The 14,661-nt window shown below is 36.0% G+C and carries 11 protein-coding genes; 3 read left to right on the top strand and 8 right to left on the bottom strand.

The genetic code is table 11. From position 1 onward, the window contains the following. The first annotated feature begins 77 nt into the window (after window positions 1–77). Complete coding sequence (locus tag U0839_RS06390) at window positions 78–1,826, top strand: tetratricopeptide repeat protein (RefSeq protein WP_155565296.1); 1,749 nt, start codon at window positions 78–80, stop codon at window positions 1,824–1,826. Between the two features lie 77 nt (window positions 1,827–1,903). On the opposite strand, the gene ilvC is transcribed toward U0839_RS06390, so the two are convergent. From ilvC to miaA, 4 genes are all read right to left on the bottom strand, one after another. Further along, complete coding sequence (ilvC, locus tag U0839_RS06385) at window positions 1,904–2,923, bottom strand: ketol-acid reductoisomerase (protein ID WP_155565295.1); 1,020 nt, start codon at window positions 2,921–2,923, stop codon at window positions 1,904–1,906. Window positions 2,924–2,949: 26 nt separating this feature from the next. Continuing rightward, window positions 2,950–3,504, bottom strand: coding sequence for an acetolactate synthase small subunit (gene ilvN / locus U0839_RS06380; protein ID WP_110439014.1), 555 nt, complete (start codon window positions 3,502–3,504; stop codon window positions 2,950–2,952). Window positions 3,505–3,545: 41 nt separating this feature from the next. Then, the gene (ilvB, locus tag U0839_RS06375) at window positions 3,546–5,324 is read right to left on the bottom strand and encodes a biosynthetic-type acetolactate synthase large subunit (protein WP_370533587.1); all 1,779 of its coding nucleotides are present in this window, start codon (window positions 5,322–5,324) and stop codon (window positions 3,546–3,548) included. 112 nt (window positions 5,325–5,436) lie between these two features. Beyond that, the gene (gene miaA / locus U0839_RS06370; protein WP_413550310.1) at window positions 5,437–6,453 is read right to left on the bottom strand and encodes a tRNA (adenosine(37)-N6)-dimethylallyltransferase MiaA; all 1,017 of its coding nucleotides are present in this window, start codon (window positions 6,451–6,453) and stop codon (window positions 5,437–5,439) included. 195 nt (window positions 6,454–6,648) lie between these two features. Between miaA and serB the strand changes: the two genes are divergently transcribed. Both serB and U0839_RS06360 read left to right on the top strand, forming a co-directional pair. After that, on the top strand, window positions 6,649–7,542 hold the full coding sequence (gene serB, locus U0839_RS06365; protein WP_155565293.1) for a phosphoserine phosphatase SerB: 894 nt from the start codon (window positions 6,649–6,651) through the stop codon (window positions 7,540–7,542). A 114-nt stretch (window positions 7,543–7,656) separates the two neighbouring features. Beyond that, window positions 7,657–8,922: a DNA adenine methylase gene (locus U0839_RS06360; protein ID WP_155565292.1), complete on the top strand. Its 1,266-nt coding sequence runs from the start codon at window positions 7,657–7,659 to the stop codon at window positions 8,920–8,922. Window positions 8,923–9,111: 189 nt separating this feature from the next. On the opposite strand, the gene mdoH is transcribed toward U0839_RS06360, so the two are convergent. From mdoH to U0839_RS06340, 4 genes are all read right to left on the bottom strand, one after another. Beyond that, entirely contained in the window at window positions 9,112–11,316 is a 2,205-nt protein-coding gene (gene mdoH / locus U0839_RS06355; protein ID WP_155569110.1) for a glucans biosynthesis glucosyltransferase MdoH, read from the bottom strand. A 220-nt stretch (window positions 11,317–11,536) separates the two neighbouring features. Then, entirely contained in the window at window positions 11,537–13,093 is a 1,557-nt protein-coding gene (locus tag U0839_RS06350; RefSeq protein WP_413550309.1) for a glucan biosynthesis protein, read from the bottom strand. A gap of 238 nt (window positions 13,094–13,331) precedes the next feature. Then, a complete protein-coding gene (locus U0839_RS06345) occupies window positions 13,332–13,940 on the bottom strand; it encodes an NUDIX domain-containing protein (protein ID WP_155565290.1) in 609 nt (202 codons plus the stop codon). Further along, entirely contained in the window at window positions 13,940–14,461 is a 522-nt protein-coding gene (locus U0839_RS06340; protein ID WP_155565289.1) for a hypothetical protein, read from the bottom strand. The genes U0839_RS06345 and U0839_RS06340 overlap by 1 nt, the downstream gene beginning before the upstream one ends. Window positions 14,462–14,661 lie beyond the last annotated feature (200 nt).

Raw genomic sequence — 14,661 nt, 5'->3', positions numbered from 1 at the left:
GTGTAATTATTCAAAAAAAACGATAGAATAGTCAGGATTATCCCCAAATATTTTAAATTAAGGGTAAAGTAATATTCATGCGTAAAAAAATAATTTTATATGCTTTCATTTTCTTAACCTGTGTTGGTATTGGAATATATTATCGCTATGAGGTGCAAAGCGAAAATCATGCGGATGCAGCCTTGCAATCTGGATATTTATATCTGAAAAATAACAAACCATTACAGGCTATGGGAGACTTTAGTTTTCTGTCAGAATATTACGGTAATCGTCACAATAAGACAATTCAGAAAATTGTAGCCAAGGGTTTATTAAAAAAAGCCGAAATCCTTACCAATCTTCATGATATTGAAGGAGCCGTCATTACCTATGAACAACTCAGCAACCTCTACATGGGCAGCAACAATAAAAAAATACGGTATGATGTGGCAAAAGCGCGGTTTAACCAAGGTAACCTCTTACTTCAACAAAAACAATATGATGAAGCCATGCTAGCCTTTTCATATTTGGTTTCCACATATGGATCTGATCAGAAAATTGATATTAAGCGCATGATTGCTCAGGTTATGTATAATGAAACTGTAATTCTGAACGAAACTGGGCATCATGATACAGCCCTCAACATCCATTCATCAATTGTAGAAAAATTTGTCAAAGACAAAGATCCAACCCTTCGGTTAATCACTGCCCGATCCATTATGGCCAGAACCAAAAACCGTCTTGACCGTAAAGAATGGGGAATAGCACTTTATAACAGCAATGCATTTATTCGGTTATATCATGATGATCCCAATCCTCAGATCAAAAAATTTCTTTTGCAAAATTTGTTATATCGAGCCGAAATACTTCATCGCGTAGTTCACATTCCTGAAAATCAAAAAGATTTATTTGGCAATGATCCACAAAACGCCGCATTAAAAACCTATGATGAAATTCTGGCAAAAATCAATGCCTCTACAAACAAAGATGAAGATTTGCCATATTACAAATCCATTGCCCTGTTAGGTAAAACGCAGATTTTAAACAGTAAACATGATACAGATACAGCGTTAGCTCTATGCAACCAAATTCATGATGATTTTTCACAATTTACCAACCCTAAAATCAGGAAGATCGTTGCTATGGCACTGCTTACCAAAGCCAATATCCTCACTGATCTTAACCGCTTGAACCAGGCCTCTTCTGTCTACGATCAGATCTTGAACAAATATAAATCAGTTCATGATTCAAAACAATATGACTTGAATGACATAATTATCAAGGCATATATCAATAAAAGCATTATTTTGGAAAAACAGAAACAGAGCAAATTCGCCTTGCAATATTTAACCGACGTAATAAAACTTTATAAGGATACTCAAGACGAAAAATTATATTATGAAATCAGCAATGCCTATCTAACCAAGGCTGAACTTCAAATCAACTTACAGCAATATGATCAGGCTCTTACAACTTATACAGAATTTATCGCTGTTGCCCATCATAAAAATAATCCAAAAACCCGCTATAATGGTGCCGATGCAATTTTAAAAAAAGCAAAGCTTCAAATTATGTTACATAAAGGTATTGAAATTAAACAAACATATGATCAACTGATTAATTTTTATATTGACGATCAAAATATCAATATCAAACGACTAATTGCGCAGGGTATGTATGACCATGCTGAAAAGTTGTTTAAGAATAACCGGGGATATACAGCACTCAATACAATACAGGATATTTTCAATTATTTCAAAGCGAGTGAAAAAGATCAATTCATTGCCAATATCCTTGATAAAACCAATGCCTTGAACAAACAGCTGGATCGTTCAATAAGCTGGTAATTTTCTATTTTTTGCACAAAAAAAGCTATGATTTTTTATTAAGTCATAGCTCTTTTTAAAACGAAAAAATTAAAAAACTAGTTTTTACTTTTATCAACCAAACGGTTTTTTGTAATCCATGGCATCATTTCACGTAATTTTCCACCAACCTGTTCAATTGGATGATTGTTCAATTGCTGGCGACGTGCTTTTAAACTTATTTGTCCAACCTTATTATCAATCATAAATTTATTAACAAAGGTTCCATCCTGTATATCTTTTAAAATATTCCGCATGGCGTTACGAGATTCTTCTGTAATAACCCGAGGACCTGAAACATATTCTCCATATTCCGCTGTATTTGAAATTGAATAGTTCATATTGGCAAACCCTCCCTCATAAATAAGGTCAACAATCAACTTAACCTCATGAAGACACTCAAAATATGCCATTTCAGGTGCATAGCCTGCTTCAACAAGCGTTTCAAACCCATTTCGGATCAAGTCTACCAATCCACCACATAATACCGCCTGTTCACCAAAAAGATCTGTTTCACATTCCTCACGAAAGGTTGTTTCAATAACGCCAGAACGGCCACCACCTATTGCGGCGGCATAAGAAAGCGCAATCTCTAGGGCATTACCTGAAGGATTCTGGTGAACGGCAACCAAGCATGGAACCCCTCCACCACGCTGATATTCTGAACGAACAGTGTGGCCTGGACCTTTAGGAGCAATCATGAAAACATCCAGATCAGGACGAGGTTCAATAATCTTGAAATGAATGGCTAAACCATGTGCAAAAGCAATTGCGGCTCCTTGCTTAAGATTTTTTTCCAGTTCTTCACGATATAAATCCCCTTGTGCTTCATCTGGAGTCAAAATCATAACAACGTCAGCCCAGGCGGCAGCATCTGCGACACTCATAACCTTTAAACCAGCCGCTTCTGCTTTTTGTGCACTCTTGGAACCTGGACGAAGACCAATTACAATATCTTTTACCCCACTATCTTTCATATTGTTTGCATGGGCATGACCTTGGCTGCCATAGCCCAATACGGCAACTTTTTTGTTCTTGATCAAATTAACATCTGCGTCACGATCATAATAAACACGCATCTTAATAATCCTTACAAATTTTCAATTTAATAAATTGTATGACAACCACGTCCAATGGCGGCAATACCTGTTCTGGACAATTCTACCAAACCCAATGGACGTAATAAATCCACAAAAGCATTTATTTTTTCGGTTTTACCAGTCAGTTCAAACACAAGGGAGTCAATACTTGCATCAACAACCTGTGCCCGGAATGCACCAGCCAAATTTAACGCTTCTGTTCTTTCATTTCCTTTGGAAACAACCTTAATTAATGCTAATTCGCGTGCAACATATGAACTCTGTTCACATAAATTAACAACATGATAGACAGGAACCTGCCTACTTAACTGCTCTTTGATTTGATCAATCACCATGGGAGTGCCAGAAGTCAGAATATTGATTCTGGATTTCTTTTCATCCTTATTTACAGGTGCGACAGTAAGACTTTCAATATTATACCCGCGTCCCGACAACAGACCTATAACACGGGACAGAACACCACTTTCATTTTCAACAATCAAAGAAAAAACAGCTTTAACAAAATTATCTTTATCTTCGATGACTTCCGATAACGATACATTATTACGTTGATTGCCCATTTTTATTCCCAACATTAAAATAAAATAAAAAATGCCAAGCCTTATTTTTTATTTGGTCCCAATATCATCTGATTGTGGGGTGCACCCGCTGGAATCATTGGAAAACAATTTTCCTCTTGCTGAACACAAACATCAACCAACACTGGTCCCGGCTCATCAAGCATTTCATCAATGACATTATCCAAGTCATCAATCGTTTCTATTCTCAATCCCTTAATGCCAAAACTTTCCGCCAATTTAACGAAATCAGGTAGACTTTCACTGTAACTTTCAGAATAACGTCCACCATGAACCAATTCCTGCCATTGTCGCACCATACCCATATAATGGTTATTCAAGATAAAAATCTTCACTGGCAGACGATATTGTTTGATTGTGGCCAGTTCCTGAATGTTCATCATGGTAGAGGCCTCGCCCGCAATATCTATAACAAGATCCTCGGGATGCGCAATTTGTGTTCCTACAGAAGCCGGTAATCCATACCCCATGGTACCCAATCCACCAGATGTCATGAAATGATTAGGCTGATCAAAAACATAATATTGAGCTGCCCACATTTGGTGCTGACCGACTTCTGTTGTTACATATGCCTCTTTTTTTCTTTTTTTAACCGCTTTGTAAAGTGAACGAATGGCATGCTGGGGCTTTACAATACTGCCCTTTGATTTATCCTGATCATATTTCAGGCACTCTATTGACTGCCATGCTTCAATTTGTTTCCACCAGTTTTTCAAATCTTTTTTCTGATCTTCCCTTTTGTCCCATAGCTTGATCATCAACTCGATCGTTTTGGCCACGTCCCCGACAATAGGTATGTCAACAATTACAATCTTGTTAATTTGAGAAGGGTCAATATCAGCATGTATTTTAATGGAATTCGGTGAGAAATGTTTTACACTGCCTGTAACACGGTCATCAAATCGCGCACCCAAAGCAATCAAGACATCACAATCATGGGTGGCCATATTTGCTTCATAAGTTCCATGCATTCCTAACATGCCGAGAAAATGCTTGTCTGAACCAGGAAATGCACCAAGACCCATTAACGTAGCAGTACACGGAAAATCGGTTAAATTAACCAATTTCTTTAACGATTCACATGCCTTTTTTCCAGCATTAATAACCCCACCTCCTATATAGAATAAGGGACGCTTTGCCTTTTTCATTGCATCTACCGCTTTTACAACCTGATTTTCATCGGGTTCAGTAACCGGTCTATAAGATGGATAAGGTTCGACTTTGTTTTTCTTAATATAGGGTGCTTTTTCTAAAGTGACATCTTTTGGAATATCGACAAGAACAGGTCCGGGCCTACCTGTTTTGGCTATATAAAATGCCTCATGCAATTTCTGAGCCAATTTTTCCGTATCCTTAACCAGATAATTAAATTTAGTCGCGGCCCTAGTAATCCCAACCGTGTCCGCTTCTTGAAAAGCGTCATTACCAATCAAACTTCTGAAGACCTGTCCACTGATACAAACAATGGGAACGGAGTCCATTAAGGCATCCACCAACCCAGTAACGGTATTGGTTGCGCCCGGTCCACTGGTAACCAAAACAACACCTACCTTTCCCGTTGAACGGGCATAGGCTTCTGCGGCATGCACGGCAGCCTGTTCATGGCGTGTTAGAATATGGCGAATTTTCTTTTGCTTGAATAAAACATCATAAATGGGCAGAACAGCCCCACCCGGATATCCAAAAATAATATCCACACCCTGATCAACGAGTACCTGTAAAAGAACTTCTGCTCCAGTCATATCATAATTTTTTTTTTCTTTAAGAGCATTATTACCGTTCTTTTGCATAGCCTCTGTCATTTTCAATTAATCCTTGGTATTAATAGAATTATAAATTTAAACCAAATAAAATGATTTGCAGTTTAATCTTATCTTATAAATTATTATTGAAATTACCCTAATCAATAAATGATTATTCGTCAATAAAACTATTAATAAAAAGTTCAGATTTTTTAATAATTCTTTGCAAATATTGCGTATTTTTGTCTATTCTTGAATTAAAAATACAAGTTTGCTGCACTGGCGCTAAAATTCGATGTGAAAACCATGTTTCCTGACGCTTAATGTATCGTTGTGTATTCTTTACAGCCTGTTCAACGGCCTCTTTAATAGAAATCCTGTTATTAAGATAAGCCATAAACTCTGGAACTCCATGAGCTCTGGACAAAGGACATGACAAAGACGGTTTTTTTTCCGCATAAAGTTTAACCTCTTCCAGTGCACCTTCATCAATCATCAATCCAAAACGATTAGCTACGGCTTGACGTAAAACAGAACGCTCAGGTGCAAGGCGAATAACAATAAAATTACAATCTGCACCAGGTAAATGCGCATGTTTTTGCCAATATCTCAATCCTTTCCCACTTGATTTCCAGACTTCCCATGCTCGAGCAATTCTTTGAGAATCATTAGATTTTAATTCCTCGACCGATTCAGGATCTTCTTTGGCCAATTCATTATATAAATCCGCTAGTTTTCCATCATTGACTAACTGACGTGCCTGTTTCCTTATTGACGGATCTGGTTCAGGTATCGTGGCAATACCATGAATTAAGGAATGAAAATACATGCCTGTTCCACCACATAATACAGGCAATTTGTGATTTTCCCATATTTTCTGCAACTGATTAAGTGCCTGTTGTCGCCACCAACCAACATTACCCGTTTTATACCAAGGCAACACCCCATATAAATAATGTGGAACTCGTTTTTCATCCTCAAAAGAGGGACGAGCGGTTATGATACGTAAATCAGCATAACATTGCATTGCATCCGCATTGATAATTGATCCATTTAAACTTTGTGCAAGCTGTAAAGCGAGGAAAGATTTACCTGAACATGTTGGACCGGCAACAACAACCGCCCAATTTTTTTTTCCCTGCCGCAATTCATTATTTAAAGACCGTGATTGAAGCACCGCCTGTTCCATAAGCATAATCCATGTTTTGGTTTATTCATAATAATTGAATCACTAATTAGTTATAAAACAGTTCCCTGAAAACCGCTTTATATAATTAAATTTCAGAAGTTCTTGTTTTTATGAGAAATATCATTAAAAGTTAACCAAAATCAAATTGATCTGAATTCATTATGTTAAAGCCCCAATCTTATCACGGATAATTTTATGTCCTTTATTTTTACTTTGGTAACACCACCCTCATTGCTTAATCAATCAATTATAGATCGAGTTAGACAGAAATTCTCATATCTGAATTATCAATGGCTTTCTCATGAAGAAGCGATAGATTTTATCGCTCCAGCTTCCATTAATAATCTAACCGGAGCTCTGGCACTTTATCAAGATATAAAAAAATCGCTGGATATTGATGAGGCAGATTTTTTTATAACCTGTTCCACGCACAGAAAAAAAAGGCTTTTAATAGCTGATATGGACAGTACTATCGTGAAAAATGAAACACTTGATGACCTGGCTGCCGAAGCAGGAATTGGCAATCGCATTTCTGCAATAACCGAACGTGCCATGAATGGTGAGCTTGATTTTGAAACAGCCCTAAAAGAAAGAATCGCCTTGTTGAAAAACGTTTCTATAAATTTTTTGGAAAAAACCTGGAATAAAACAAAACTCAATGAAGGGGCAAAAATTCTTGTAGCTACAATGAAAAACCATTATGCGCATACAGCTTTAATTTCCGGAGGATTCACCTATTTTACCGAAAAAGTAAGCCAGATTTGTCAATTTGATGAAAATCATGCAAATCAATTAAGTTTTCAGAATAATATGCTTGATGGAAAGGTTATTCCTCCAATTCTTGGAAAAGAAGCTAAATTGAATCATCTTCAACGCCTTACAAAAGAACTTTCCTTGTCCAATGATGAAACAATGGCAATTGGCGATGGTGCCAACGACCTGCCCATGTTGAGTTCTGCAGGATTAGGTATCGGTTTTTATCCCAAACCGATTGTTGCTGAAAAAATTATAAATAAAATTCAGCATACCTCGTTACTATCCGCTTTATTCGTTCAAGGTTACAAACGTAATGAATTTACGTCATTATAAAATGTAACATTTTCCATACAAAACAAATTTTTGATCAAATTTACTCTATGATAATTTTGTATTTCTCTTCCTTCATGATCGTGACAAGTAAACCATACAAGTTTAATATACTAAATGCAGTGGAATAAAGAAAAACATTCAGCTTATCAAACTGATAACTTTTTATTTAATCAACTTATACCCTATATAGGGAATAAACGAAAATTATTGGATTTAATTCATCTTGGTATGTCTAAAACTAAAGGTTCGCCAAAAAATGGATTGTTTATAGATTTATTTTCAGGCAGCGGCGTAGTCAGCCGCCTTGCAAAAAAAATAGGCTATCGCGTATTTTCCAATGATTGGGAACCTTATAGCCGAATCCTCAATATTGCTTCAATACAGATACAATCTTCTCCCAAATTCTTCAATGAACAATCCTATGAAGATATTTTGCTGTATCTAAATAATCTGCCACCGATACAAAATTGGGTAACCTCTCATTTATGTCCTGAAAATGATGACCAATATGATTTATCCAAAGACCGGCTTTTTTACATGCGAAAAAACGGTTTAAAAATTGATGCAATACGTGAAAAAATATTCGAATGGGAACAAAAAGATAAACTTAGCGAAATTCAATTTGCCTGCCTGCTTGCTCCACTACTTTATTGTGCGTGTTATCATGCAAATACAAGTGGCGTTTTCAAAGGCTTTCATAAGGGATGGGGCGGACAAACAAAAACCGCCCTTTATCGTATTGCGGGAGATTTAAAGCTACAACCTATACAATTTTTTAACAATCATCAGGAAAATTTAATTTTTCAAATGGATGCGCAACTTCTTGCTGAAAAATTACAAAATATGAATTTACCCGATTACTCAATTGCCTATTTAGATCCACCCTATAACCAGCATCCATACGGATCCAATTATCATGTCCTGAACAGTATTACTTTGTGGGACAAGCCTAATATATCCAACAAAATTTCCTGCCGGGATAAATCTGCAATTCGTAAGGATTGGAGAAAAGACCGAAAAAGTGCTTATACCATTCGCAAACAGGCAAGTGATGCTTATAATACACTTCTTCAGACTCTACCTACACAATGGATAATGACTAGCTATAGTACAGATGGTTTTATACCTTTGGAGGAAATGATACGCCAAAACTGTACAATTGGCCGTGTATCAATTTTTGCAAAAATTTATAAACGTTATCGTGTCAGCAGCCAGCGTTATTCTCATAAAGCCAATAACGTAGAATTTGTAATTTTAACCAAAAAAGGAAAAAAAACAAATCAATCCAGTAAAATTTTGACAGAAAAAATTTTTGAATTGGAAAAAAACATGCGTTTATCGAACAATAGAGATAAAAACAAAACCATTTATTGTTTTTGAAAAACGAATATTAAATAATAATCATTATCTAATCTATTTAACTAAATCGTTGATTATTCAACAAATTACATTCTGAATTAATTTTTAAAAATGAAAAACTATAAAAAATTATATGATTTATTTTAAGTCTTACTTCCTAGCATAGAAGTAAGACAATCTCTAAAGATTTTAGCTCATTTTTTATAATCTTTATAATGGCACTTTAAAAAATTTGATGAGAGCTTTTTTACAAGCTAGTACAGCCGATTTTTCCGCTTTTGTTAAATTCTCCAAAAGTTGCTGACGATTGTCTGCCTCCTCAATTTTAACAATACTGACCAATTCATTTGCATTAATAGCTTCCCCTTTATTCCGTTCCTGAGGGAGCTGAGCCAAATGAAATTGAATTAGCTTACTGTTATCTAAATTGTGAAAGGCATTTTTAACTTCCAAATTTGCAATTTTTTCTTTTTCTTTTTTATCAAGTCGTAAAATATTTGGCGGATTAACTTCTTCAGGAATGATTAGCAAACCCAATTTGCGACATAAAATTCCGATTTTCTGACTTGAAGTCATCCATACTAGAGGAATTGCCAATAATAATCCCAGCAATACAGGTGTCATCCATAAAAATAAAGAAAAAGAAACTGCCCAAGCAGCTGCACCCATTAAAATACCAATAACTGTATGTGGCCAATAATCCCGAATAACATCTTTTAAAGGAATATAACCGACATCTCTACGTTGGGCATTCCATCCTGAATCATATCCCAACAATATTGACGCTACCGCCGCGGTTTGAATCAACATCGCAACAGGTGCAATCAATCCACCAACAAGCGTTTCAATAACAATGGAGAACAAAGCCTTGATTTCTCCACCGCATCCTTTTCTTAAAAAAGGATTGGCCAAAAGGGCAATCCACGCTAAAAATTTAGGGGCCAACAAAACAAGCATAGTTAAAATAAAAACATATTCAGCCTGAACTGGATCAACCTGGGGCCAATGAGGAAATAATACGCGATCCGTTGTACTGAAATATTCCGGTTTCATGAATAAAGCCTGTAGTGATACCAGAATACCCGCAAGCAAAAATAACAGCCACAATGGTGACATTACATACGCTCCAATACCTGTTATCATATGTATACGACTTATCCAGCTCAACTTTTTTGTTGGAATTATCATGGCATGCTGCAAATTCCCCTGACACCAACGACGATCACGGATAGCAATATCAGTCAAGGAAGGCGGACTTTCCTCATAGGAACCCTGTAATGCAGGAACCATATGAATGGCCCATCTCCCCCTTCTCATCAAAGCCGCCTCAACAAAATCATGACTCATGATCATGCCACCAAAAGGTTTTCTCACTGCCGGAAGATGGGGCAATCCAGCCTGCTCGGCAAAAGCCTTGATCCGTATGATTGCATTATGTCCCCAATAATTACTTTCTGACCCGTGCCACCATGCTAAACCATAAGCGATAGTAGGACCATAAACCCGTCCGGCAAATTGTTGCAACCGCGCAAACAACGTTGTGCCATTGACAATAACCGGTAAAGTTTGAATCAATCCAACTTCTGGGTTTTCTTCCATGGCCGCACAGATTCTTACTATCGTGTCCCCTTCCATCAGGCTATCCGCATCAAGAGTCAACATATGTTCATAGGCCCCACCAAAACGTCGAACCCATTCCCCCAAATTTCCAGCCTTACGATCGGTATTTTCAAAACGGCGTCGATAAAAAATCTTATTTAGACCCTTTGTTTCTTCAATCAGGCGTAAATAAGTTGCCTCTTCCTCAACCCATACATCCGGATCGGTAGTGTCCGATAAAATGAAATAATCAAAGTGATCACCCTGACCAGTCGCTTGAAGACTGTTAAAGATTGCTTTCAAACCAGCCAAAACACGATGTGGATCCTCGTTGTAGGTAGGCATTAGCACTGCTGTCTTATTACGCAAATTAGGAATTTGTGCTTTGGGATCGATATTTAGCGAAAGACCTCCCTTTTGTTTCAATTGCTCAAAAAATCCTCCAAGTGATGAAACAAAAGAAAAGGCAATCCATAAAAACAATACTGTAAAAATAATCAGAATAATAACGCCAAGGGAATTCATGCCTGTGCTGTTAAACACTAGATTCATTTCGTAGGAGGCGTACGCCGTTAATAAAAAAGATAATAAAAAAACAAACAATCTTCTAAAGAAAATTGTCTTTGGTTCAGTTTTCATTCTTTTAGATCGATTATGAATATTTGGCCTTGAAAATAAATTTTGCACAGGCATTTCAATAGGAGATTCTGGAGGAAGGGCAGCAAATTCAAATTTGTCAGCTGTTAAGTCCTGAAATTTGATTTCATTCAAATCATTTTGCAGATGACAATGATTATTGACCTTTAATTCAACCATAAGTATTTTTTTCTCCTATTTAAAATACCCGAAGCCTAACTTACAAATATAAATATTTCAATAGACTGGAAACAAATGCATCCAAGAAGTTGATTATAAAATCAATTTACTCATACATGGATAAATGATTTTTGAAAATAATAACCGTTTCTTATACCTACCTAAAAAAATCCCAAGCTTTTCATGCTTGGGTTATTAAACAATAAATTTCACAAATATGTTACGGTGTCCAACGATAGGTCCATTGTTCGGAAATTGGTTGATCCCCATCCATTAAAACACATTTCAATTCAGCCATTTTAGCTCCTTTAGGATCGAACTCAAAAGTCGTTCTCCATTTATGCAAATTTGTATCTGAATACATGCTTATATTGCTAATTTGACCCGTGGAAGAGGATACATTGACATGCAATTGTTTATCCGATGAATAGCCGTTCAATGGACCATCAAAAAAATCTATACAAATAAATCTTACATCCGGTTTATCAACAACTGCCCCTATTCTGGTTGCAGCAATACGAGATAAAGATGTTGTCCATGGATTATCCCATCCCCAATATAAACGGTAAGTAAAGGAATATTCTTTTCCTTCTCTAAAAACTTCTTTGGGGCGCCAGAATGCCACAATATTATCATTGACTTCACTGGGGGAAGGTATTTCCACCAAATTGACACTACCCGCTTGCCATTCACCCACGGGTTCAACCCAAGCGGTTGGTCTTAATTCATAATGCAAAGACAGATCTTCATACTGGCTAAAGGCATGTTTACGTTGAATTAGGCCAAAACCCTTTAACGCGTTATCAACAAAAACAGAATATTGTAAATCAACGGGATTGGTTAAAGGTCTCCATATTTGTTGTCCTGTACCCGTCCATATAAGAAGACCCTCACTGTCATGGGCGGCAGGACGCCAATCATCAATATGATTACGATCATTGGCATCAAAATAAAACATACCAGTCAGAGGGGCAATTCCGCCATTAGAAATTAATTTACGGGGATAGATATGGGTTTCAACATCGAATATTGTCATGTTACCTGGGCGAATTGTAAAGCAATATGCCCCGGTTAATGAAGGGCTGTCCAGCAATGCATATATAACCAACGATTCAATGCCGTGTTTAGGCTTGACAATCCAGAACGCCCGAAATAGAGGAAATTCCTCTCCTTGTGGATCCGCGGTTCCCTTAGCAAAACCACGCGCAGACAAACCATATTGTTGACCTTTGGCTATCGCCCTGAAATAGGATGCACCTAAAAATACTGCAAATTCTTCCATCGTTTCCGATTGATTGAGTTTGGTCATCAATTTCAGGCCAGAAAATCCTAAATCCTGATCAATTTTGTGTTTAGGATCCGCATAGGAAAACATGTCAGAATGATATTGAACAGGCTTGGAAACCCCATCAATTACCTCGTAAATATCTATACGTGGTCGATATAAAAAACCTCTCGGAAAGAATTCAATAGCAAAATTTAAATTTTCATTATTCCATAAAGCTCTTTCATGGCGGAATTCAATTCCCCTAAATCCATCAAAATCTAGTTTGTCAATCACATCTGGCAAATGATCATCAGGTGCCTTATACGCACGTTGCGCCATTGATTTTGCCAATTGTCTTACCGTAGTTTGATCAAATGGTTTTCCCTGATCCACAGAATTATGTTCATCTGCTTTTGCAAGAGATACTGGGGAAATATTTGTTATTCCACCAACTATTCCAACCAAGGAGGCTCCTGCTGTAGTACGCAAAAGATCCCGACGAAATACCACGACTTATTCCTTATTCTTCTGTTACAAATTATCTTTACACGTTTTAAATTTATAAACGAGTAAATACTAGTTAAAATCAACACTAATTACAATTAAAAACAATATAACCGTATAGATAGGTAAATATAAAAATATTTCGTCTGCACGACTTTTTTTCTACAAAACATGATGCAGACTGATATGATTATATTGATTTTTCAGCCAAAAAATTATTTGAATTACATCTAAATATTTGGTCTTACATAAATAGATTAATATTATTACCGAAATACTGTAACAAAAATACCGTTTTCAAATCAACAATTTTATTTTCTTTGATCCATTCAAAGGCCAACGTCAATTTCATTTCCAATATTTCAATATTTTCGCCTTCCTGTCGTAATCCACCACCCTTTTGATCTTGCTTATCCACGGAAGCGATAAAATAATATAATTTTTCTGTTGTGATTCCTGGCGAACTATACAAGGCAAATAAATGGTACAACTGATTTATATGCCAACCTGTCTCTTCTTTTGCCTCTCGATAAGCAGCTTGATAAGCCGCTTCCAATGGATTTTTTTTTAAGGGATCATAATCTGATAAATCTATGTTGCCTGCACATACTTCTATAACCGGATTATTATCGTCACCTCTTGCAAGAACAGGTGCCCGCCATTGTGAAGTTAAAATAATGTTTCCATTATCATGACGAAATAATAAAACCGCAACACTGTCATTTACTCTTAATATTTCACGCTTGATAGACTTTTCATTACCATCCGAATATTTCTGAACAGCTTCTGCTCTATCAAGTTTAAAATGTCCTTTCCATAAATTTTCATAACGTTTAACAATAAGTTTGGACATTAGTCAAGCTTTCTAATCCACCATTTGACCGGTTTTTGTCCCAATTCATCAACAATATCATCATCTTCCATAATCTCAACAGTCTCAATTTCATTTGGTTTATTAAAACTGGATGTCACACTCTTGAATTGTTCTGAAAGTTGAATATTCAATTTTTCCAAATTCTCGACTTGTTTTTGCATCAATGCCATTTTCTCGACAAGCATTTCAATATGTTTAAGAATGGTTTTGAAACTATTTTCATCTTTTTCATTTGTTATCGATAATTTTCGATTATATTTTGACAGTTTATCATCAACAGAAAAATCTTGAAAATATGTTTTTCTAGAAAATTTTTCTAAATTCTGTTTTTTAACAATTACTCCTTGATCCCTAATAAACCGTCTTTTAGGAAAATTATCATTTCCTTTTTCTTTCACTGTCTTTTTATTTGTAGAATCCCCTATACTTTCCAACGCCCTTTTAACAGCATCTATATCAGTTATATTCGAAAATTTTTCTTCTTTATTATCAGTTCTCATTAAAAAAAATTCCCACTTTAAAAATCATGCTTATTATTAAGTATAAATATTTTTATTGGTTTATATTGGTTATTAAGTGATAAATTCTAGAGATAAATCTCTAGAAAAATTAATATTTTCGATTTTTTAAACAAATATTCAAGTTTATTTCGCTATTTACAATGAATTAATAAACTTAATTATTATTTTTTGACTTACAC

This window comes from Commensalibacter sp. A3DC (assembly GCF_047307945.1).
GTDB classification, from domain to species: domain Bacteria; phylum Pseudomonadota; class Alphaproteobacteria; order Acetobacterales; family Acetobacteraceae; genus Commensalibacter; species Commensalibacter melissae.
This window is presented reverse-complemented; position numbering and strand designations above follow the sequence as displayed.

Excerpts from the sequence above, each read along its gene's own strand:
- U0839_RS06390 (WP_155565296.1), top strand. The coding sequence starts at position 78 with ATGCGTAAAAAAATAATTTTATATGCTTTCATTTTCTTAACCTGTGTT.
- ilvC (WP_155565295.1), bottom strand. The coding sequence starts at position 2,923 with ATGCGTGTTTATTATGATCGTGACGCAGATGTTAATTTGATCAAGAAC.
- ilvN (WP_110439014.1), bottom strand. The coding sequence starts at position 3,504 with ATGGGCAATCAACGTAATAATGTATCGTTATCGGAAGTCATCGAAGAT.
- ilvB (WP_370533587.1), bottom strand. The coding sequence starts at position 5,324 with ATGACAGAGGCTATGCAAAAGAACGGTAATAATGCTCTTAAAGAAAAA.
- miaA (WP_413550310.1), bottom strand. The coding sequence starts at position 6,453 with ATGGAACAGGCGGTGCTTCAATCACGGTCTTTAAATAATGAATTGCGG.
- serB (WP_155565293.1), top strand. The coding sequence starts at position 6,649 with ATGTCCTTTATTTTTACTTTGGTAACACCACCCTCATTGCTTAATCAA.
- U0839_RS06360 (WP_155565292.1), top strand. The coding sequence starts at position 7,657 with ATGCAGTGGAATAAAGAAAAACATTCAGCTTATCAAACTGATAACTTT.
- mdoH (WP_155569110.1), bottom strand. The coding sequence starts at position 11,316 with ATGGTTGAATTAAAGGTCAATAATCATTGTCATCTGCAAAATGATTTG.
- U0839_RS06345 (WP_155565290.1), bottom strand. The coding sequence starts at position 13,940 with ATGTCCAAACTTATTGTTAAACGTTATGAAAATTTATGGAAAGGACAT.
- U0839_RS06340 (WP_155565289.1), bottom strand. The coding sequence starts at position 14,461 with ATGAGAACTGATAATAAAGAAGAAAAATTTTCGAATATAACTGATATA.